Source organism: Candidatus Rhodobacter oscarellae (assembly GCF_001078595.1).
Classification (GTDB): Bacteria; Pseudomonadota; Alphaproteobacteria; order Rhodobacterales; family Rhodobacteraceae; genus Rhodobacter_B; species Rhodobacter_B oscarellae.
In genome coordinates, this window is the sequence record NZ_LFTY01000002.1 from 3,221,107 (window position 1) to 3,241,217 (window position 20,111).

The following is a 20,111-nucleotide window of genomic DNA, read 5'->3' on the forward strand; positions in this document are numbered from 1 at the left end:
GTAAGGATTGCGCATGTCTCAACCGGTTCCAGCGGGCGCAAGGGAGGGGGCCGAGCCAACTGCAGTGTTGCTGGGCTCCGTGCGTTTCGACAGGGACACGTGCTCTTTGCACGACGCGCAGGGCGAGGGATTACCGCTCAGGCCGCAGTCTTTGGCCGTGCTGCGCGTATTGGCAGACAACCTGGGTGTGGCGGTTGCAAAAAGCGATCTGATCGCTTCGGCCTGGGGCGCGGTCCATGTCACCGACGACAGTCTGATCCAGTGTATCGCAGATATCCGCCGAGTGATCGGGGATGAGGCCCATGCCATCGTGCAGACGGTGCCCCGCACCGGGTACAAGTTGGTCGCATCAGAAGTGGGGGCCCCGCCCACATCTCGCGCAAAGCCGCGTCGTTTTTTCGCCGCCTTGGCGGTCTCTGGGATTGTGGCAGTGGCGCTCATCATCATTGGGGCCGGGCTGTTTCGCGCGCCTGATGCGCAACTGCGCCCGTCCATTGCGGTCCTGCCATTCGAGCATATCGCCGAAGACGACAGCCAGGTCTTTTTCACCGATGGCGTATCGAAATCCATCACCGCCAACCTGTCCAGGTTCGAGGGATTGTTCGTGGTCTCCAGCCACTCGGCGTTTCAGTACCGCGACAGTGATAAGCCCCCCGAACAAATCGCAGCCGAACTTGGCGTGCGCTACCTGCTGTCGGGCGATGTGCAATACGGCGGGGAGCTCTTGCTGATCAGGGCATTTCTTACGGACAGCTCCGACGGCAAAGCCCTCTGGGCGCAAGACTTCACCGCGCCGCGAACGGGTGTCTTGGACGTGCAAAGCGAGGTCAGCGCGCGCATCGCCACGATGCTGGTGGAACGGGTCGAGGTGGCCACATCGCGTTGGGCGAAATCTGTGACGCCGGATGACCTAAGCGCCTATGAACTCGCGCTGCGATCCGAGCCCCCAGCCATAACCCGCGATGGCCTGAACAAGGCCAATGCGCTGCTGGATCGCGCCATAGCGCTGAGCCCGGATTTCCCGCTGGCACATTCGTTGAAGGCAAAGAACGACCTGATGCTCTGGCGGCACTCGCTGGCCGAGGATCTTGATGCGGCCTTGCGCCAGGCGCGGGCCTCGGCGGCGCGGGCGCTCGATTTGGACAATAACAGCTACCAGGCCTATCACGCGCTTAGCCAGATCGACCTCTATGCGGATCAGGATCACGTCCAGGCCTTGGCCAATCTGACCAAGGCGTTGCAGATCAACCCCAATGATGCCGACCTGATGGTGCGCCTGGCGACGCTCTTGGGGTTTATGAACCGCGACGCAGAGGCGCTGGGATGGATCGACAGGGCCATGCGTCAGAACCCGCTGCATCCCGTTTGGTATCACTGGAACGCGGCCTTTGTGTACGAGGTCGCTGGCGAGCACGAAAGGGCCATCGTGGCCAGCAAAAAGGCCCTCTCCGTCTACAAAAGCAGCGCGTCAATCCGCAGGATCCTGATCGCCGCGCACGGGCATTTGGGCCAATGGCAAGACGCGGAACGCTATGCGGCCGAAATCCTGGAAGGCTTCCCCGATTTCGGGCTGTCATCGCATATGCGGAACTCGCCGTTTATGGACCCAGAAGAGAAGTCTGAGTACTGGCAGCTGTTCCGCAGGGCGGGATTGCCGGACTAGGCCCGGACCGCTTGGCGGCCATTTCCGTCGGGGATCGGCTTGAGCTTCTTGGCCTCCAGCCGAAGCAAATTGCGCCCAGCCTCGCAACAAGAAAGACCCAGGCGCGGGGTGCGCCCGGGTCTTGCGATGTTCCCGTCCCTAAAATCGGTGTGCCTACCAGGCGTCGGGGCCCTTCTCGGCGAAATGATGCACCAGGAAGTCGATGAAGGCGCGGACCTTGGGCTGGGTGAACCGGCCCGGCGGGTAGACCGCGTAGATGCCCTGGCTCTCCACCGGCAGGTCCGGGATGGCCTCCTCGACCAGGCCCTGCTCTAGCGCGTCGGCGTAGAGGAAGCTCGGCAGGTAGGCGATGCCCAGCCCCGAGATCGCCGCGTTCAGCAGCGACTGCCCGTCGTTTACGCTCAGCCAGCCGGCGGTGCGCACCTGGCGCCGCTCGCCCGAGGGCGCGGTCAGCTTCCACATGTTGCCCGAGCTCTGGCTGGAGTAATGCAACAACTTGTGCTCGTTCAGGTCGTCAATCTTCAGCGGCCGGCCGTATTGCTGGAAGTAGCCGGGCGAGCCGACCATCCGCTTGGTCGTCTCGGTCAGCTTGCGGGCGCGCAGGGTGCTGTCCTCCAGCTCGCCGATGCGCACGGCCATGTCGAAGCCCTCCGAGATCAGCTCCACATAGCGGTTGTTGAGCACCATGTTCACGGTGATGTCCGGGAACTCCCCCAGGAATTCGCCCAGGACCGGCGACAGGTGGTTGACGCCGAAATCCGTGGCCACCGAGATGCGCAAGAGCCCCGAGGGCGCCGATTGCATCGAGGTCACCAGCGCGTCGGCCTCGCCTGCGTCGTTCAGCACGCGGCGGGCGCGGTCGTAATAGGCCAGACCGATCTCGGTCGGCGACACGCGGCGCGTGGTGCGGTTCAACAGTCGGGCGCCCAGGCGGGCCTCCAGCGAGGATACGTGCTTTGAGACCGCCGATTTGGAGATCCCCATTTTCCTGGCAGCGTCGGTGAACCCGCCTTGGTCCACAACCGTCGCGAAGGCCTCCATCTCAGTTAGTCGGTCCATTTATTCTCATCCTAATGCGGCCCCTCTGACGGTCGGTATCGCCGTGAATTGGGCCGAGAATGGGGCGGCTCCCTGACAATTGCAGGGTTTTGACGCGGATCGTTTGCGGCACGGAAACATGGAAACAATCAACTTTGAGTGGCAATATGGGCCATCCAGATGCGCCTGTCCCTGCGGCACCGGCCCTTATACATGGGCGGGCGGGGCAGGGGGCCGTAGGGTGGGCAATCTGCCCACCACGTTCACACGCGCCTTAACCGGCAATGTAAGCGTCGGGTGCGTGGCCTCACACACCGCTCCTCCCAAAGGCAGGAAATAAGCCGTAGGGTGGGCAATCTGCCCACCGCAATCACACGACCTTTAACGTTCAAGGCGAGCCGCAGATTGCATGATCTCACGCGCCGTCCTTCAACGAACGCACAACCCCGCCACCTACCGCGCGGTCCGTTAACCACGCTCCTTGCCCGACGAGGTGCCATACGCAAGGCCGACACTTTGCCGACGCTTTGCCGACCGCGGATTTCCCAACAAAATAAGCCGTTAACCGCCCGAATCGCGGACCCACGGCGAAAACCGCCGCCCGCAGCGTTCACCCCTCGGTAACCCCTACAGCGTGGCGGCCAGCCGGGTGCCCTGATCAATGGCGCGTTTCGCGTCCAGCTCGGCGGCGACATCCGCCCCGCCGATGACGTGGCACGCCACGCCCGCCGCCTCCAGGCTGTCCGCCAGCGAGCGCTCCGAGACCTGCCCGGCGCAGATCACCACCGTGTCCGCCTCGATCACCTGCGGGTTCTCGCGCGCCTCGCCAAACGAGACATGCAGCCCCTCGGCGGTGACTTTCTCGTAGTTCACCCCGCCCATCATCTTGACGTTCTTCATCTGCAGCGCGGCGCGGTGGATCCAGCCGGTGGTCTTGCCTAAGCCTTTGCCAACCTTGGTGGATTTGCGCTGCAGCAGGGTAATCTGGCGCGCCGGCGCCTCAGGCTGCGGGCCCTCGGGGGCCAGCCCGCCGCGGGTCTCCTCGGGGTCGCCCACGCCCCATTCTTCCTTCCAGGCCGCCAGGTTCTCGGTCGGGCTTTCGCCCTCATGTACCAGGAATTCCGACACGTCGAACCCGATGCCGCCCGCGCCGACCACCGCCACGCGGTCGCCCACCTGCGTGCCGTGCAGCAGCACGTCACGGTAGCCTACCACATGCCCGCCCTCGTTGGGGATGCTCGGGTCGCGGGGGGTGACGCCGGTGGCGATGATGACTTCGTCGAAGTCGCGTAGGATCTCGACCTTGGCCTCGGTATCAAGACGCAGGTCGACGCCCTTCGCCGCCAGGCTCGCGGCGTACCAATCCACCAGGCCATAGAACTCCTCCTTGCCGGGGATCGTCTTGGCCATGTTCAGTTGCCCGCCGATCTCGGACGCCTTCTCGAACACCGTCACCTTGTGGCCCCGATCCGCGCAGGCCAAGGCCGTGGACAGGCCCGCAGGGCCGCCGCCGACGATGGCTATTGCCTTGGAAGCATTGGCCTTCTCGATCACCAGCTCGGTCTCGAAACACGCCCGCGGGTTCACCAGGCAGGACGTCATCTTGCCACTAAAAGTGTGGTCCAGGCAGGCCTGGTTGCAGGCGATGCAGGGCGCGATCAGGTCCGCCTCGCCGCGCATGGCCTTGGCCACGAACTGGCTGTCGTCCAGGAAGGGCCGCGCCATCGAGACCATATCGGCGCAGCCATCGGCCAGCACGTCCTCGGCCACCTGCGGCGTGTTGATCCGGTTCGAGGTGATCACCGGGATCCCAACCTCGCCCATCAGCTTCTGGGTGACCCAGGTAAAGGCGCGGCGCGGCACCGAGGTGGCGATCGTGGGGATGCGCGCCTCGTGCCAGCCGATGCCGGTGTTGATGATCGTGGCGCCGGCCTTTTCGATCTCGCGGGCCAGGGTCACGACCTCGTCCCAGGTCTGCCCGTTCGGCACCAGGTCGATCATCGACAGCCGGTAGATGATGATGAACGCCTCGCCCACGGCGGCGCGCACACGCTTCACGACCTCGATGGGCAGGCGCATGCGGTTCTCTAGGCTGCCGCCCCAGCGGTCGGTGCGCTTGTTGGTGTGGGTGACCAGGAACTGGTTGAGGAAGTAGCCTTCGGACCCCATCACCTCGACCCCGTCATAGCCCGCCTCCTTCGCCCTGCGGGCGGCCTCGGCGATGTCGGCGATCTGTTTCTCGATGCCGTCCTCGTCCAGCTCCTTGGGTGGGAAGGGCGAGATCGGGGATTTCACCGGCGAGGCGCTGACGCAATCGGGCGAATAGGCGTAGCGGCCCGCATGCAGGATCTGCATGCAGATCTTGCCGTCATGGTCGTGCACCCGGTCGGTGACCACCTTATGGTTGGCGATGTCCTGATCGTTGAACAGGCCCGCCGCGCCGGGGAACACGCCGCCCTCGCGATTGGGCGCCATGCCGCCGGTGACCATCAGGGCGACCCCGCCGGCCGCGCGCTCGGCATAGAAGGTCGCGACGCGGTTCCAATCCTTGGTCTCTTCAAGGCCGGTATGCATCGAGCCCATCAGCACGCGGTTCTTCAGCGTCGTAAAGCCAAGATCCAGCGGTGCGAGAAGGTGCGGGTAATTTGCCATACTCATAATCTCCTTACGCCCAGATTTACGCGCACGTAAAGCAATGTCACAACAGAAATGTCACTAGAAACGCGACGTCAGTCTTGGAGTCCCTTCAGAAAGTAGCAGCCCGAGGCGTAAAAATGCCCGGGCGAACGGCAAAGCGCTTGGACCCCAGGCGCCCGCTAGGACGTCTCGACGCAGTGCCGCCGGAAGGCCTTTTTGAGCATGTCCAGCTCGGCGCGCAGCAAGTCCAGCTCGCCACGAATGTCGTCCTCCAGCGGGGCGCCGGTGACAATCGTGAAGCTGGTCAGCTTTTCCTCGGTCTCGGCATCCCAGATCACGAAGGTCTGCACGCCATCGGACAGAAGGTCCGGCGGAATGGCGATCTTGACATTCCATGTCCCCGGCCTGTCGCCATCCGCGGTCACGGCGACACTGACCACCGGCTGCTCGAGATGCGTGACGATGATCTCTGGCGCCTCGCCGGTCCCAAGCCCCGAGGTCAGCACGCCCTCCCAGATCCCGGCATGGATCCGCGTCTTTACAAGGTTGGTTTCGGTCACATCACACCTCTTAAATCCTCCCGCCGCGCCATTTTGGGGCCTTACATCTCGGCCCGCGGGCGGCGGGTCATCACAACATCACGCAGCATTATTTGGTTCATCTCGGCGCCCTCAAAAATGAGGTCGAGCCACATCTTCTCGAGCCGGCGCTCGTTCAACTTGGTGTAGGCGAGGTCGAACTCCACCATTGCGTCCTCCTCTCCCATGGGCAGCTCGCGCACGATCTGCTCGACATTGGGGCCGTGCTTGACGTTCAGCCGCGCGAAGATCTCTAGCGGTTTTTCAAGCTCGACCACGGTCGACAGCCGGATCACATGCCGCCGCTCCAGCCCTTCGACGGCGGAGTTCGGCAGCTCGATCACCAGCGAAAGGAACGAGCCGTCGAAGCGGAACACATCCATGCGCAGACCGTAGGGGGCAAGATCGCTCTCGCGGGAGTTCCGCGTTTGCCTAAGCGTAAGCTCGGTCTGGCGGCAGTCGTGGTAAACCCGCACCTCTTTGCCATAGTCGGTCTTGGACGCCACGGCGACGATGCCAAGCGGCGAGACCGGCCCGCGCCACAGCTCTGGCCGATACGCCCAATCGGTGTAGAGCGGCTTTACGATCGCGTTCGACCCAACCGCCGGCAGCGTGAGCCGCCCCTCGGCCACAAAAATCACCCGGTCCAGGAGGCGCCGGATCTGACGCGCCTTGGCACGCAGCGTGCTAAGCGCCTCTAGATCCAGCCGCTCCGCCCGCCCAGCAATGCGGCCCCAGCGCCGCAGCACGCGCCGGTGAAACACGCCCTCAATCAAGTCCGTCAAGCGCATCGGATTATTCGTACCTTCCCAGTCCCATTGCGAATCTTTGTTTCGCTTCTGGAAACAGATAGTTTATACACGGCGTTTGCGAAAGAACCCTTTAAGCCCCCTGGCTGGCGCCTGTTCAGCTGCTTTTGGTTCCACGGCCGAGGACTCTGCGCGAATGCGCGCGATGAACCCGCGCAGTTTTGCCAGACCCGCGTCTGGATCCAACGGCCGTGACGCGAAACCAATGACGGTCACGGTGATCAAGCGCTCCTTCTCAGAAAACAACCCGCGCCAATAGGTGGTCTCTAGCCCGGGCGTCGGATTGGCGCTTTGGTCGTCGATGCGCAGCAGCACCGCGTCTTGCTCGATCTGGCTTTGCAGGATCGTCACCGACTCTGCGTCGCCGTCCCGGGCAAGCGCGGCCTTCCCCTCGGGCCCGTCCAGAAACGCCAAGAGGTCTACGGCGCTGGGCGCCGCGCCGCTGGCCTGGTCCACCGAGGCGGTCAGAAGGCCCGGCGCCGCAGGGGCCAGCGCGCCCTCTGCCCGAGCAATCGAAGCGCAGCTTGCCAAGAGCACGAACGCCGTGTCCCCGCGTAACAGGCTGCTGCCGCGATCCACGCAATAGCCCGACGGGCCGCCGACCACGACCGCGCCGCCCGCCACCGCCACCGTGTCCGGGGCCTTGCGCCCCAGCGACGGCAGCTCTGCGAATGCGGTGGTTGCACCGTCGCCGCAGCCCATAAGCAGGGCCGCGGCCAAAAGTCCGAGAAGGGCGCGCGTCATGGAGCGCTTAGAGATCCATATACTCGTGCGCCTCGGCGCCGCCGCCGGGATGGGTCACCGCGCCCTTATAGGTCTCTCCCACAAGCTGCGCGTATTTCCAAAGCGCGCCGGACTGATAGATCGTCTCGCGCTTGCCCGGCCAGGCGGCCTTGCGCGCGGCGAGTTCCTCGTCGCTAAGGTCCACGCTGATCTCGCCCTTGACCGCGTCCAGAGTGATCAGGTCGCCGTCCTTCAGCAGGGCGATCGGCCCGCAGTGGTAGCTCTCGGGGCCGACATGGCCGACGCAGAAGCCGCGCGTGGCGCCGGAAAAGCGCCCGTCGGTGATCAAAGCCACCTTCTTGCCCATGCCCTGACCGGACAGGGCCGCAGTGGTCGCCAGCATCTCGCGCATGCCCGGCCCGCCTGCGGGGCCCTCGTTGCGGATGACGATCACCTCGCCCTCCTTATAGGACCGCTCCTGCACCGCCTCAAAGGCGTCCTGCTCGCATTCGAACACGCGGGCGGGGCCGACAAAGCGCTGGTGCTGGGTCTCCATGCCCGCGATCTTCACGATGGCGCCCTCGGGTGCCAGGTTGCCCTTGAGGCCCACCACGCCGCCAGTCTTCGAGATCGGGTTCTCGATGGAATAGATCACCTTGCCGTCGGCCTCTAGATAGACCTTGTCGATCTCCTCGCCGATGGAATAGCCGCTGGCGGTCAGGCAGTCCTCGTGCAAGAGCCCCGCCTTGCGCAGCTCTTTCATGACCACATAGATGCCGCCGACCTCATAGAGGTCCTTGGCCACGTATTGCCCGCCGGGCTTGAGGTCGACGAAGTAGGGCGTGTCGCGGAAGATCTCGCAGACATCCTCGAGAAAGAACTCGATCCCCGCCTCATGCGCCATCGCGGGCAGGTGCAGCCCGGCATTGGTCGAGCCACCGGTGCAGGCCACCACGCGGGCGGCGTTCTCGAACGCCTTGCGGGTGCAGACGTCGCGGGCGCGGATGTTCTTTTCGATCAGGTTCATGACCGCGGCGCCAGAGGCCTCGGCATATTGGTCGCGGGTCTGGTAGGGCGCGGGCGCGCCAGAGGAGTTCGGCAGCGCCAGGCCGATGGCCTCGGACACGCAGGCCATGGTGTTTGCGGTGAACTGCCCGCCGCAAGCACCAGCGGAGGGACAGGCCACACGCTCGAGCACTTCCAAAGCCTTGTCGGACATATTGCCGGACTGGTGCTGGCCCACCGCCTCGAACATGTCCTGGACGGTCAGGTCGCGGTTTGCGTAGGCCGCGGGCACCTCGGGGTCGTTGGGCGCGCGGCCCGGCAGGATCGACCCGCCATAGAGGAACACCGAGGGCACGTTCAGCCGGATCATCGCCATCATCATGCCGGGCAGGGACTTGTCGCAGCCCGCCAGCCCCACGATGGCGTCATAGCAATGCCCGCGCATGGTCAGCTCGACTGTGTCGGCGATGGCCTCGCGCGAGGCCAGGGAAGAGCGCATGCCCTCATGGCCCATGGCGATGCCGTCGGTCACGGTGATCGTGGTGAACTCGCGCGGGGTGCCATAGGCGGATTTAACGCCCATCTTCACCGCCTGCGCCTGGCGGTTCAGCGCTATGTTGCAGGGCGCGGCCTCGTTCCAGCAGGTCGCCACGCCAATCAGGGGCTGGTGGATCTCTTCCTCGGTCATGCCCATGGCGTAGTAATAGGACCGGTGCGGCGCGCGCTCGGGCCCCTCGGTCACGTGACGGCTTGGCAGCTTTGACTTGTCGAACTTGCCCTTGAGCATGGCTTGGCCTCCCTATTCGGTATCCCAGCCGGAATAGGCGAGCCGCCGCGCGAGGACAAGACGTATGGCGGGTTTCGGTGCAGCCGCTGGCGCGCGCCGGAAACTGCGCGTTGCCCTGGCGGGGCGCACCGGCTAAGCCGGGGGCCATGTCCGAGCGTTTCCCCGATCCGTTTGAAAGCTTCGTCGCCCCGGCCCGGGCGCGGCCGGAGGTCTGGCGCATGATCGTGGGGCTGTTCCTGATCGCCGCGGTGGTCATGGGCGCGGGGATGATGCTCTCGGGCGTGCTGAGCGGGGTGACGCAAGGCCCGTGGGACGAGGTGCAGGCCTCGACCCGCTACAGCCTGTTCGTGCTGTACTTCTTCGCGACGATCTTTCTGGCGCTTTGGGTGGGGCTGCCGCTGTTGCACGAGCGCGGCTTTGCCACGCTGTTCGGTGATCCTGGCCTGGCCGTGCGGCAGTTCTTTGCCTGCCTGTTGCCGCTTTTTGTGGTGACGCTGGTTGTATACGCCGCGCCGCCCTGGGGCGGCTATGGCGGTGTGCGGTTCAATCTGGGCGTCCTGCCCTGGCTGCTGCTGCTGCCGATCTCGGCCCTGGGTGTGCTGATCCAGGTCACCGCCGAGGAGGTCCTGTTCCGCGGCTACCTGGTGCAGCAGATGGCCGTGCGCAGCATGGCGCGGGTGTCGTGGTTCCTAGTGCCCGGGCTGCTGTTCGGGCTGCTGCATTACGACCCAGAGGTCTATGGCGCGTCGGCCTGGATGATCGCGGGCTGGGCGATGCTGTTCTCGTTTGCGGCGGCGGACTTGACCTATCGCAGCGGCACGCTGGGCCCCGCCATCGCGCTGCATTTCGTCAACAACTGCGTCGCGATCCTGATCTTCAGCTTCGAGGGCCCGCTGTCGGGGCTGTCGCTGTTCATCTTCCCCGAGACGCTGGAGCAGGCCGTCAGCGACCCCGGCATCTTTGTGGTCGACGCGATGGTGATGCTGATCGGCTGGCTGACCTGCCGGATCGCGCTGCGCTGCTGAGCGGCGCGCGCGCAAGAGCGGCAAACTGCGGCGCAGCGCACATTGCATTTCCGGGCAGGCTTGCTTATCTGGCGCCCATGCTAGCGAAGGCCCCGCGATGAACTGGATCTCTAACTACGTCCGCCCCCGGATCAACTCGATCTTCTCGCGCCGCGAGGTGCCCGAGAACCTGTGGACGAAATGCCCCGAATGCGGGACCATGCTGTTCCACCGCGAGCTGACGGACAACCTGAACGTCTGCACCAATTGCGACCACCACATGGCGATCACCCCGCGCGAGCGCTTCAAGGCGCTGTTCGACGGCGGCGCCTTCGCCGAGGTAGAGGTGCCCGCACCGGTGGTCGACCCGCTGCAGTTCCGCGACCAAAAGAGATACCCCGACCGCATGAAGGCCGCCCAGAAGGGCTCCGGCGAGACCGAGGCGATGCTGGTGGCCCAGGGCGAGATGGGCCGCACGCCCGTGGTCGCCGCGGCGCAGGACTTCTCGTTCATGGGCGGCTCAATGGGCATGTATGTGGGCAACGCCATTATCGCCGCCGCGCAGCGCGCGGTCGAGGCCAAGGCGCCGCTGATCCTATTCTCCGCCGCGGGCGGCGCGCGCATGCAGGAAGGCATCCTAAGCCTGATGCAGATGCCGCGCACCACCGTGGCCGTCGAGATGCTGAAAGAGGCCGGTCTGCCCTATATCGTTGTGCTGACCCACCCGACCACCGGCGGCGTGACCGCCAGCTACGCCATGCTGGGCGACGTGCATATCGCCGAGCCCAACGCTCTGATCTGCTTTGCCGGGCCGCGCGTGATCGAGCAAACGATCCGCGAGAAGCTTCCCGAGGGATTCCAGCGCGCCGAATACCTGCTGGACCACGGCATGCTGGACCGGGTGACCCCGCGCAAAGACATGCGCGAAGAGCTGATCACCATCACGCGCATGCTTCTGGGGCTCTCGCCTGCGATCAAGGGCGACCTGCCCCCGCCGAAGCCGGAACAAGCCGAGGACGGCCCGCAAGGCACGGAAGAGGCGCCTGCCGAAGAGCCGCAGGACGCCGTCGAGCCCAAAACCGCATGAGCACCCCAAATTCGGACCTCATCCTGGAACGGATGATGACGCTCCACCCAAAGGTCATGGACCTGGTCCTGGACCGGGTCTGGCGCTTGCTGGACCGGCTGGGCAATCCGCAGCGCGACCTGCCGCCGGTGATCCATGTCGCGGGCACCAATGGCAAGGGCTCCACCCAGGCGATGCTGCGCGCCGGGCTGGAGGGCGCGGGCAAGCGCGTGCACGCCTATACCTCGCCGCATCTGGTGCGCTTCCATGAGCGCATCCGCCTCGCCGGAGAGCTGATCGACGAGACCGCATTGACCGCGGTGCTCGACGAATGCGAGGCCGCCAATGGCGGCGAGGCGATCACCTATTTCGAGATCACTACCTGCGCGGCGCTGCTGGCTTTTGCCCGCGCGCTAGCGGATTACACTCTGCTCGAGGTCGGGCTTGGCGGGCGCCTGGACGCGACCAACGTGGTCGACCCCGAATTGAGCGTGATCACGCCCGTCAGCATCGACCACCAGCAGTTCCTGGGCGATACATTGGCCGAGATCGCCTTTGAGAAGGCCGGGATCATCAAGCGCGGCGTGCCCTGCGTGGTCGGCCCTCAGGAAGACGCGGCCCTTGAGGTGATCGAGCGCCAGGCCGCGCGGCTCGGCGCGCCCCTGCTGGCGCATGGGCAGCACTGGCATGTGCAAGTGGAACGCGGGCGGCTGGTGTTCCAGGACGAGACCGGGCTTCTAGACCTGCCCCTGCCCACGCTCCTGGGGCCGCACCAGATCATGAACGCGGGTGCCGCGCTGGCGGGCCTGCGGGCGTTGGGCTTTGACGAGGCCACCTGCGAGGCGGCGATGCTCAACGCGGCCTGGCCCGCCCGGATGCAGCGCCTGCGCCATGGCCCCCTGATCGAGGCCGCCCCGAACGCAGAGCTGATCCTGGACGGCGGGCATAACCCTGCCGCGGGCGAGACTATCGCGCGGACTTTGGCCGAGATGCCGCCGCGCCCGCTGCACCTGGTCATCGGCATGCTGAACACCAAGGACGTGGCCGGTTACTTGCGCCCCCTGCTGGCAACGGCGGCCTCGCTGCAGGGCGTCACGATCCCCAACCAGACCGCCACCTTGCCCGCCGACGAGATCGTCCGGGTCGCGCAAAGCCTTGGCGCGGCGGCCTTTGAGGCCGAGACGGCGGAGGCTGCGGTGCGCCGCATCGCGCAGGACGCGCCGAACGCGCGGATCCTGGTGGGCGGTTCGCTTTACTTTGCAGGGGATGTTCTCGCCGAGAACGGCTAGCTTGAGTCGCCGCGGCAAGTCTGGTTTTGACATGGAGCGGGCGTTTGGAGCGCCAAATCTCTTGCAAGAGATTTGCACTTTCCTTCCAAGGAAAGTGGCCCCGCGCGCCGGTAAGAGGTTGGGACAGAAGAATCATTTCGAGGCGCGCTGAAGAAACTCTTTCAAGAGTTTCGCAATTTTCTTGCAAGAAAATTGCGGCACGCCAATGCCCGCTCCAGATCATAACGCCGCCCAGATTGAAGTTACCCTATTGCACCACACCGAAAGGAAAGTAACGGCCTTCCGGGTCAAACTCGGCCTCATGACGCAGCATTGGCCCAAAGCTCTGGCAACCGCCCCTCGCGCAGCGAACTCCCGGGGCTATAAAGCTCGAATTGCTCGAGCCCGCCCAGGGTCGGCTTGGCATCCAATACCAGGAACATGCGGTCCGGCACGGCGCGCGCACGGGTCGCCAGCGCGATCATCTCGTCCGCCACATGGATGCCATCGCAGATGATCCCAGTAGGGGCCGCGCTGTCAATCGCCGCGCCTACAACGCCGGGCTCGCAGCCTTGGATAGGGGACATGGCGCTGAAAGGGTGGGGGAAGCAGGTCGCCCCGGCACAGAGCGCCGCGTTCACCGCCCGCCCTCGGTGAGAATCCGGACGATCTCGAAGCTGTCAAAGGTCCAGATGGCCGAGAGCAGCGCCACAGAGACGATCAACGGCACAATCTGCGGGATCGTGATGCGACGGAACCGGTACCAGCGCCCCGCACCGTCGACCCAGCGTTGCCGCGATGGGCTGGGGCTCGAAGGCGCATATCGAGGCGCTCGACATCCGGGCCCTCGCCGCCGGCTTCGCCTGGCTCGACCCCGCGCGCGAGATCGAATGGACAAACGCTCAACCGGATGCAATCAATCACCCATAAGAGTTCCAAAAACTGGGAGGTCACCATGAAATTCAAATCACTCGCCCTTGCGACGGGCATGATCCTGGCGGCTGGCGCGGCCAGCGCCGAGGTGAAGGTCGGCATGATCACCACGCTCTCGGGCGGCGGCGCGGGGCTGGGCATCGACGTGCGCGACGGCTTCATGCTGGCCATCGAGCAATCGGGCCGCGACGATATCGAGGTCGTCATCGAGGACGACCAGCGCAAGCCCGACATCGCGGTGCAGTTGGCCGACAAGATGATCCAGTCCGAGAAGGTGGACGTACTGACCGGCATCATCTGGTCGAACCTCGCCATGGCCGTGGTGCCCGCCGCCACCGCGCAGGGCAAGTTCTACCTCTCGCCGAACGCGGGCCCCAGCGCTCTTGCGGGCAAGGGCTGCCACGAGAACTACTTCAACGTCGCCTGGCAGAATGACAACCTGCACGAGGCCGCGGGCGCCCATGCCAACAGCGCGGGGCACGCCAAAAGCTTTATCCTGGCGCCGAACTACCCCGCCGGGAAGGACGCGCTGACCGGGTACAAGCGCTTCTTTGAGGGCGAGCTGGCCGGTGAGATCTATACCAAGCTGGGCCAGACGGATTACGCGGCAGAGATCGCGCAGATCCGCGCCTCGGGCGCCGATAGCGTGTTCTTTTTCCTGCCCGGCGGCATGGGGATCTCGTTCCTCAAGCAATACGCCGATAGCGGTGTGGACCTGCCCGTCGTGGGCCCGGCGTTCAGCTTTGACCAGGGCATCCTGCAGGCGGTGGGCGGCGCGGCGCTGGGCGTTGTGAACACCAGCCAGTGGAACAAGGACATCGACAACGCCACCAACGCGGCGTTTGTGTCGAGCTTCCAAGAGAAGTACGGTCGCTTGCCCTCGCTCTACGCCAGCCAGGGCTTTGACACGGCGAACCTGCTGGTGTCCGCCGTGGCCGCGGCGGATGTCGGCGACGCGGGCGCGTTCCGCGACGCCTTGCGGGCGGCGAACTTCGACAGCACCCGCGGCGACTTCTCCTTTGGGCCGAACCACCACCCGGTGCAGACGATCTACGCCCGCGAGGTGATCCAAGAGGGCGACGTCTTCACCAACAAGATCATCGGCAAGGCGCTGGAGAACCACTCGGACGCCTACGCGGGCGACTGCAAGATGTGAGCAACCCGTCCCGGGCTTGACTCGGGACCTCTAACAGAACGCAGCTAGAGGCCCCGGGTCAGAGCCCGGGGCACGTTTCACCCAGGCGCGCATCTTGTCCCATATCCTCATCGCAGAGCAGGTCCTGAACGGGCTGCAATTCGGGGTCATGCTGTTTTTGATGGCCGCCGGGTTGACGCTGATCTTTGGCGTGATGGGGCTGATCAACCTCGCGCATGGCTCGCTTTACATGATCGGGGCGTTCTTCGCCGCGGTGGTGGCGGGCTGGACGGGCTCTTTCCTCTTGGCGCTGATCGCCGCAATGGCGGCGGCGGCGGCGGCGGGCGCGCTGGTGGAGCTGGTGGTGATCCGGCGGCTCTATGACAAGGACCATTTGGACCAGGTGCTGGCGACCTTCGCGCTGATCCTGATCTTCAGCGAGGGCACGCGCTGGGTCTTCGGCTCGTTCCCCTTGTTTTTGGACATCCCCGACGCTTTGTCCGGGCCGGTGACCCTGCCCGGCGGCATCCAATACCCGCTCTACCGGCTGGTGCTGATCGGGACCGGGCTGGGCGTGGCCCTGGGGCTGGGCCTTTTGATCACGCGCACGCGGATCGGCATCCAGATCCGCGCGGGCGAGAATGACCGCGAGATGATCGCCGCCTTAGGCGTGGACATCTCGCGGCTTTACACGTTGGTCTTCGCGCTGGGTGCGGCCCTGGCGGGGCTGGCCGGCGCCCTGGTCGGTGCGATCCAGTCGGTGCAGGTCGGCATGGGCGAGCCGGTGCTGATCCTGGCCTTCGTGGTGATCGTGATCGGCGGGATCGGCTCGATCCGCGGCGCTCTGGTGGGCGCGATCCTGGTGGGGCTGACGGACACTTTGGGCGGCGTCTTCCTGCCGGAGCTCTTCAAGCTCTTCATGGAGCCCTCGGCGGCGACCTCGGTTGGGTCCTCCCTGGCCAGCATGGCGATCTATATCCTGATGGCGGTGGTGCTGATCTGGCGGCCCACGGGCCTCTTCGGAGCCCGCGCATGAGGCGGGAGGCGGCATTGAACGCCGCGATCCTCGTGGCGCTGATCGCGGTGCCTGCCTGGGCGCATCTCAGCGACGAGCCCTTCACGATCACGCTCGCCACCCGGGCCGTGATCCTTGCCCTGGCCGCGGTGGGGCTGAACATCGCGCTGGGCATCGGCGGGATGGTGAGCTTTGGCCACGCGGTCTATTTCGGCATCGGCGGCTACGCGATGGGCATCCTGGCGAGCCACGCGCAGAGCTACACGCCGATGGAGCTGTTCGGGCTGAGCATCGAGGGCACCAAGTCGATGCTGGTGATCTGGCTGGTGGCGGTGGTGCTGTCGGCGCTCGCGGCCCTGGTGATCGGGCTTCTCAGCCTGCGCACCTCCGGCGTCTACTTCATCATGATCACCCTGGCCTTCGGGCAGATGTTCTTTTTCTTCTCGATCTCCTGGGCGGCCTATGGCGGCGAGGACGGGCTGTCGATCTATGTGCGCAACGGGTTCCCGGGGCTGAACACGCTAGTGCCGATCCAGTATTTCGGGCTCTGCCTGGCGATCCTATTGGTGGTCCTTTGGTTCAACGCGCGGCTGGCGCGCTCGCCCTTCGGGCTGGCGCTGAACGCGGCACGGCAGTCGCCCGCGCGGGCGGAGACGGTGGGGCTGAACCCGATGCGCCTGCGCCTAGTGGCCTTCGTGATCTCGGGCGCGATCACCGGGCTGGCTGGGGCCTTGTTCGCGGACCTCAACCGCTTTGTGAGCCCGACGATGTTCAGCTGGCAGCTCTCGGGCGAGATCACGGTGCTGATCATCATCGGCGGCGTCGGCCGCCTGATGGGGCCGGTGGCGGGCGCGGTGGTGTTCGTGGCGCTTGAGCATCTCTTGGGCGGGTTGACCGAGTTCTGGCACATCTACCTCGGCGCGGCCTTGCTGCTTGTGGTGCTCTTTGCGCGCGGTGGGCTGGTGGGGCTGATCGCGGGGCGCCCCGGAGGCGGAGGTGGTGGCCATGGCTGACGCGGTGCTGTCCACCCATGGGATCACCAAGCGCTTTGGCGCGGTGACAGCGTCGGAGGATGTGTCCTTGGAGCTGCGCCCTGGCGAGATCCACGCCGTGATCGGCCCCAACGGGGCGGGCAAGTCCACGCTGATCGCGCAGATCTGCGGCGGGCTGCGCCCCGATGCGGGGCGGGTGGAGCTCTTGGGCCGGGACGTCACGGGCCTTGCGACGCCCGAGCGGGCGCGGCTGGGGCTAGGCCGGACCTTTCAGGTCTCGGCGCTGGCGATGGAGGACACGGTGCTGCAAAACGCCCTGCTGGGGGCTCTGGGTGCCTCTGGGCGGGTCTGGCGATTCCTTGGCGCCGCCTTAGGGGATCGCGCGCTGCGCGCGCAGGCCGAGGAGGCGCTTGGTCGCGTGGGGCTGGCGGAGCACGCCGCGATGCGGGTCTCTGAGCTAGGCCACGGGCAGCGGCGACTTCTAGAGGTCGCGATCGCCCTGACCCTGCAACCCAAAGCCTTCGTGATGGACGAGCCGATGGCCGGCCTGGGCGCGGACGGCTCCAAGCGGATGACGGCGTTCCTGGACGGGCTGCGCGCCGAGGCGCCGATCCTGCTGGTGGAGCATGACATGGACGCGGTGTTCGCCCTGGCCGATCGCATCTCTGTGCTGGTCTATGGCCGGGTGATCGCCACCGGCACCGTGGCCGAGATCCGCGCCAGCGCCGCGGTGCGCGAGGCCTATCTGGGGGAGGAGGCATGAGCCTTCTGGCGCTCTCTGATGTCGCCGCGTCCTATGGCGCGAGCCAGGCCCTGTTCGGCGTCTCCCTAGAGGTTGCGGAGGGCGAGGTGGTCGCGCTGATGGGCCGCAACGGCATGGGGAAATCCACCACGGTGAAGGCGATCTGCCGTATGCTGCCGGCCTCCGGCGCGTTGCGATTTGACGGCCAGGACCTGACGCGCCTACCCAGCCACCGCGCCGCGCGGCTGGGGATCGGGCTGGTGCCCGAGGGGCGGCGCTGTTTCGGGGACCTCACGGTTGCGGAAAACCTGCTGGCCGCGTCGCGCGCCGGGGAGTGGGACATGGACCGCGTCTGCGGGCTATTCCCGCGCCTGGGCGAGCGCCGTGGGCAGCGCGCGGCCTCGCTTTCCGGGGGTGAGCAGCAGATGCTCGCCATCGGGAGGGCGCTGATGACCAACCCGCGCCTGCTGATCCTGGATGAGGCGACCGAGGGGCTCGCGCCAATCATCCGGCAGGAGATCTGGGCGGCGATTGCCGCATTGAAGGCCAAGACGGGGATGGCGATCCTGGTGATCGACAAGACACTCGCCGAGCAGCGGCAGGTCTGCGACCGCGCCGTGATCCTGGAACGCGGGCGGGACGTGTGGTCGGGCGACATGACGGCGCTGGACGCCGAGGTCACGGCGCGGTTCGTGGGTGTTTGAGCGCTTGCGTGCGGTGATGCGCCGCGGCCCAATTTCATTCAGCGTGCACGGAATTTTAACGCGAAGCGCTGGACAATGAAATTGGGTGGGAGCCCCGCTCGGTATCTCAAGACAGGTCCCCTACCACCACCCGACGATTGTCGGGCGATTCGGATGAAGATCTCGCTAATATCTTGAACATCTTCCAGCGACGCCGCCGCTCTACTTCACTTATTCCGCCGCCAGGATGCGCTCCAAAGGGTCATGCTCGGCCACGAAATGCCCCGGCGTGGGTTCCTGAAGCTCAGGCACATAGTCCGTCTCGCCCTCAGCCAAGCGGCTTGGCAGGAATCGTAGCGCCGCCTTGGGGTCAAGAGGCGATGGCAATTCGCCAGGGATGTGCAGCCGCTTTCGCGTGCGCTCTGCAACGGGGTCGGGGATCGGCACCGCCGAGATCAGCGCCTGCGTATAGGGATGGCGTGGCGTCGCGCAGATCGCGTTGCTCTCGGCCAGTTCCACGATCCGCCCCAGATAGAGCACCATGATCCGGTCCGAGATGTCGCGCACAACGCTCAGGTCGTGGCTGATGAACAGCATCGACATGCCGAACTCGGCCTGCAGCTCCTTCAGCAGGCGGACAATCTGCGCCTGAATCGAGACATCCAAAGCCGAGACCGCCTCGTCGCAGATGATCAGCTTGGGCCGGTTGATCATCGCCCGCGCGATCCCCACGCGCTGGTTCTGCCCACCGGACAGCTCATGCGGGTAGCGGTTATACATCAGCGGTTCCAGCCCGACGCGCTGCATCATCTCGGCCACCGCCTCGCGGCGTTCGCGCGGCGTCATATCGGGGCGGAAAACCCGCAAGGGCTCGGCAATCGAGGCCGAGATGGTCATGCGCGGGTCGAGGCTCGCCAGCGGGTCTTGGAAGACGATCTGCAGATCCTTGCGCGCCTTGGTCATCGCCTGACGGTCGAGGTCGCCCAGGGGCGTGCCGAGCCAGCTGACGGAGCCCGCCGTCGGCTCGATCAGCCGCAGCACTGCCCGGGCCAAGGTGGACTTGCCACAGCCGCTCTCGCCGACGATGCCCAGTGTCTCGCCCTCACGCAAATCAAAGCTGACCCCGTTGACGGCCTTCAAGGGCACGGTGCGCCCGAACAGGCCCGCTCCCGTATTGAAGGGGAAATGCACATTGACGTTGCGGGCTTCTAGGAGAGGGGGGCCGCCCTGCGGGCGGCGATCCTGGGTGGCGTCGATGCGGGGCATCGCGTCGAGCAAGCGCCGCGTGTAATCATGCGCCGGGCGCGCGAAGATCTCCTCGACGGAGCCCTGCTCTACGAAGGCCCCGTGCCGCATCACTTGCACCCGGTCGCACATCCGCGCCACCACGCCCATGTCATGGGTGATCAGCGCCACCGCGGTGCCCGTGTCGCGCTGCAGCGCTGCGATCAGGTCCAGAACCTCCGCCTGCACGGTCACGTCCAGCGCCGTGGTGGGCTCATCCGCAATCAAGAGCCGCGGCTCGCACAGCATCGCCATCGCGATCATCACCCGCTGACGCATCCCGCCGGAGAGCTCATGCGGGTACTGCTTCATCCGCCGCGCGGCCTCGGGGATGCGCACGCGCTCCAGCCAGTCCAGGCAGAGCCGCTCCGCCGCGCGCCCGCCCATCCCGCGATGCGCCTTGAGCACCTCGGCCATCTGCTGGCCGACGCGCAGGTGGGGCGTCAAAGCGGTCAACGGGTCCTGAAAGATCATGCCCACCCGGTCGCCGCGGATCTCGTTCAGCGCGCGGGGGGCGAGATTCAAGATCTCGCGATCCTCCAGCCGCACCGACCCGCGCGCGCGCCCGTTCCCGGCCAGCAGCCCCATCGCCGCCATGAACGATTGGCTCTTGCCAGAGCCGCTCTCACCCACGATCCCCAGGCACTCGCCCGCCTCGATCTGGAAGCTTACGCCCCGCACCGCCGCAACCGCCCCATCGGGCGTGTCGAAATCCACATGCAGGTCGTCCACGGTCAGGATACTCATGC

General features: G+C 65.8%; 18 protein-coding genes. 10 read left to right on the forward strand and 8 right to left on the reverse strand.

The window, feature by feature from the left end:
• The first annotated feature begins 13 nt into the window (after positions 1-13).
• Positions 14-1,663 (forward strand): tetratricopeptide repeat protein, encoded by a 1,650-nt coding sequence (locus AIOL_RS20125; RefSeq protein ID WP_082152702.1) that lies wholly within the window; start codon positions 14-16, stop codon positions 1,661-1,663.
• Between the two features lie 153 nt (positions 1,664-1,816).
• On the opposite strand, the gene AIOL_RS20130 is transcribed toward AIOL_RS20125, so the two are convergent.
• The 6 genes from AIOL_RS20130 to ilvD form a co-directional block, all read right to left on the reverse strand.
• The gene (locus AIOL_RS20130) at positions 1,817-2,722 is read right to left on the reverse strand and encodes a LysR family transcriptional regulator (RefSeq protein ID WP_049644624.1); all 906 of its coding nucleotides are present in this window, start codon (positions 2,720-2,722) and stop codon (positions 1,817-1,819) included.
• Between the two features lie 606 nt (positions 2,723-3,328).
• Entirely contained in the window at positions 3,329-5,353 is a 2,025-nt protein-coding gene (locus tag AIOL_RS20135) for an FAD-dependent oxidoreductase (RefSeq protein ID WP_049644625.1), read from the reverse strand.
• 164 nt (positions 5,354-5,517) lie between these two features.
• Positions 5,518-5,898, reverse strand: coding sequence for a hypothetical protein (locus AIOL_RS20140; RefSeq protein ID WP_049644626.1), 381 nt, complete (start codon positions 5,896-5,898; stop codon positions 5,518-5,520).
• A gap of 41 nt (positions 5,899-5,939) precedes the next feature.
• Positions 5,940-6,707 (reverse strand): DUF6478 family protein, encoded by a 768-nt coding sequence (locus AIOL_RS20145; RefSeq protein WP_049644627.1) that lies wholly within the window; start codon positions 6,705-6,707, stop codon positions 5,940-5,942.
• A 63-nt stretch (positions 6,708-6,770) separates the two neighbouring features.
• Positions 6,771-7,469, reverse strand: a complete 699-nt coding sequence (locus AIOL_RS20150; protein ID WP_049644628.1) for a hypothetical protein — start codon at positions 7,467-7,469, stop codon at positions 6,771-6,773.
• A gap of 7 nt (positions 7,470-7,476) precedes the next feature.
• The gene (ilvD, locus tag AIOL_RS20155) at positions 7,477-9,240 is read right to left on the reverse strand and encodes a dihydroxy-acid dehydratase (RefSeq protein ID WP_049644629.1); all 1,764 of its coding nucleotides are present in this window, start codon (positions 9,238-9,240) and stop codon (positions 7,477-7,479) included.
• Positions 9,241-9,386: 146 nt separating this feature from the next.
• Here ilvD and AIOL_RS20160 point away from each other — a divergent pair, with 146 nt between their 5' ends.
• The 3 genes from AIOL_RS20160 (at position 9,387) to AIOL_RS20170 (ending at position 12,599) form a co-directional block, all read left to right on the forward strand.
• Complete coding sequence (locus AIOL_RS20160; RefSeq protein WP_049644630.1) at positions 9,387-10,265, forward strand: CPBP family intramembrane glutamic endopeptidase; 879 nt, start codon at positions 9,387-9,389, stop codon at positions 10,263-10,265.
• Positions 10,266-10,362: 97 nt separating this feature from the next.
• Positions 10,363-11,331: an acetyl-CoA carboxylase, carboxyltransferase subunit beta gene (accD, locus tag AIOL_RS20165; RefSeq protein ID WP_049644631.1), complete on the forward strand. Its 969-nt coding sequence runs from the start codon at positions 10,363-10,365 to the stop codon at positions 11,329-11,331.
• The gene (locus tag AIOL_RS20170; protein ID WP_049644632.1) at positions 11,328-12,599 is read left to right on the forward strand and encodes a bifunctional folylpolyglutamate synthase/dihydrofolate synthase; all 1,272 of its coding nucleotides are present in this window, start codon (positions 11,328-11,330) and stop codon (positions 12,597-12,599) included. The genes accD and AIOL_RS20170 overlap by 4 nt, the downstream gene beginning before the upstream one ends.
• A 299-nt stretch (positions 12,600-12,898) precedes the next feature.
• Here AIOL_RS20170 and AIOL_RS20175 read toward each other — a convergent pair whose 3' ends face one another.
• Positions 12,899-13,165 (reverse strand): hypothetical protein, encoded by a 267-nt coding sequence (locus tag AIOL_RS20175; RefSeq protein ID WP_049644633.1) that lies wholly within the window; start codon positions 13,163-13,165, stop codon positions 12,899-12,901.
• Between the two features lie 211 nt (positions 13,166-13,376).
• On the opposite strand from AIOL_RS20175, the gene AIOL_RS26175 reads away from it, so the two are divergent.
• The 6 genes from AIOL_RS26175 to AIOL_RS20200 all read left to right on the forward strand — a co-directional run bounded on the left by AIOL_RS26175 (position 13,377) and on the right by AIOL_RS20200 (position 18,099).
• Positions 13,377-13,508, forward strand: a complete 132-nt coding sequence (locus AIOL_RS26175; protein WP_268760221.1) for a hypothetical protein — start codon at positions 13,377-13,379, stop codon at positions 13,506-13,508.
• A gap of 25 nt (positions 13,509-13,533) precedes the next feature.
• Positions 13,534-14,667 carry an ABC transporter substrate-binding protein gene (locus AIOL_RS20180; protein WP_049644634.1) on the forward strand — a complete coding sequence of 378 codons (1,134 nt, stop codon included), beginning with the start codon at positions 13,534-13,536 and terminating at the stop codon, positions 14,665-14,667.
• A 94-nt stretch (positions 14,668-14,761) separates the two neighbouring features.
• Complete coding sequence (locus AIOL_RS20185) at positions 14,762-15,682, forward strand: branched-chain amino acid ABC transporter permease (protein ID WP_049644635.1); 921 nt, start codon at positions 14,762-14,764, stop codon at positions 15,680-15,682.
• The gene (locus AIOL_RS20190) at positions 15,679-16,674 is read left to right on the forward strand and encodes a branched-chain amino acid ABC transporter permease (protein ID WP_049644636.1); all 996 of its coding nucleotides are present in this window, start codon (positions 15,679-15,681) and stop codon (positions 16,672-16,674) included. The genes AIOL_RS20185 and AIOL_RS20190 overlap by 4 nt, the downstream gene beginning before the upstream one ends.
• Entirely contained in the window at positions 16,667-17,416 is a 750-nt protein-coding gene (locus AIOL_RS20195; RefSeq protein ID WP_049645574.1) for an ABC transporter ATP-binding protein, read from the forward strand. Before AIOL_RS20190 ends, AIOL_RS20195 begins: the two co-directional genes overlap by 8 nt.
• Positions 17,413-18,099, forward strand: a complete 687-nt coding sequence (locus AIOL_RS20200) for an ABC transporter ATP-binding protein (protein WP_049644637.1) — start codon at positions 17,413-17,415, stop codon at positions 18,097-18,099. Before AIOL_RS20195 ends, AIOL_RS20200 begins: the two co-directional genes overlap by 4 nt.
• A 210-nt stretch (positions 18,100-18,309) precedes the next feature.
• Here the strand turns inward: AIOL_RS20200 and AIOL_RS20205 are convergent, their stop codons facing one another.
• The gene (locus tag AIOL_RS20205) at positions 18,310-20,109 is read right to left on the reverse strand and encodes an ABC transporter ATP-binding protein (protein ID WP_049644638.1); all 1,800 of its coding nucleotides are present in this window, start codon (positions 20,107-20,109) and stop codon (positions 18,310-18,312) included.
• Between the last annotated feature and the right edge of the window lie 2 nt (positions 20,110-20,111).

Coding starts and splice junctions, on each gene's coding strand:
- AIOL_RS20125 (WP_082152702.1), top strand. CDS start 14: ATGTCTCAACCGGTTCCAGCGGGCGCAAGGGAGGGGGCCGAGCCAACT.
- AIOL_RS20130 (WP_049644624.1), bottom strand. CDS start 2,722: ATGGACCGACTAACTGAGATGGAGGCCTTCGCGACGGTTGTGGACCAA.
- AIOL_RS20135 (WP_049644625.1), bottom strand. CDS start 5,353: ATGGCAAATTACCCGCACCTTCTCGCACCGCTGGATCTTGGCTTTACG.
- AIOL_RS20145 (WP_049644627.1), bottom strand. CDS start 6,707: ATGCGCTTGACGGACTTGATTGAGGGCGTGTTTCACCGGCGCGTGCTG.
- AIOL_RS20150 (WP_049644628.1), bottom strand. CDS start 7,469: ATGACGCGCGCCCTTCTCGGACTTTTGGCCGCGGCCCTGCTTATGGGC.
- ilvD (WP_049644629.1), bottom strand. CDS start 9,240: ATGCTCAAGGGCAAGTTCGACAAGTCAAAGCTGCCAAGCCGTCACGTG.
- AIOL_RS20160 (WP_049644630.1), top strand. CDS start 9,387: ATGTCCGAGCGTTTCCCCGATCCGTTTGAAAGCTTCGTCGCCCCGGCC.
- accD (WP_049644631.1), top strand. CDS start 10,363: ATGAACTGGATCTCTAACTACGTCCGCCCCCGGATCAACTCGATCTTC.
- AIOL_RS20170 (WP_049644632.1), top strand. CDS start 11,328: ATGAGCACCCCAAATTCGGACCTCATCCTGGAACGGATGATGACGCTC.
- AIOL_RS20175 (WP_049644633.1), bottom strand. CDS start 13,165: ATGTCCCCTATCCAAGGCTGCGAGCCCGGCGTTGTAGGCGCGGCGATT.
- AIOL_RS26175 (WP_268760221.1), top strand. CDS start 13,377: ATGGGCTGGGGCTCGAAGGCGCATATCGAGGCGCTCGACATCCGGGCC.
- AIOL_RS20180 (WP_049644634.1), top strand. CDS start 13,534: ATGAAATTCAAATCACTCGCCCTTGCGACGGGCATGATCCTGGCGGCT.
- AIOL_RS20190 (WP_049644636.1), top strand. CDS start 15,679: ATGAGGCGGGAGGCGGCATTGAACGCCGCGATCCTCGTGGCGCTGATC.
- AIOL_RS20195 (WP_049645574.1), top strand. CDS start 16,667: ATGGCTGACGCGGTGCTGTCCACCCATGGGATCACCAAGCGCTTTGGC.
- AIOL_RS20200 (WP_049644637.1), top strand. CDS start 17,413: ATGAGCCTTCTGGCGCTCTCTGATGTCGCCGCGTCCTATGGCGCGAGC.
- AIOL_RS20205 (WP_049644638.1), bottom strand. CDS start 20,109: ATGAGTATCCTGACCGTGGACGACCTGCATGTGGATTTCGACACGCCC.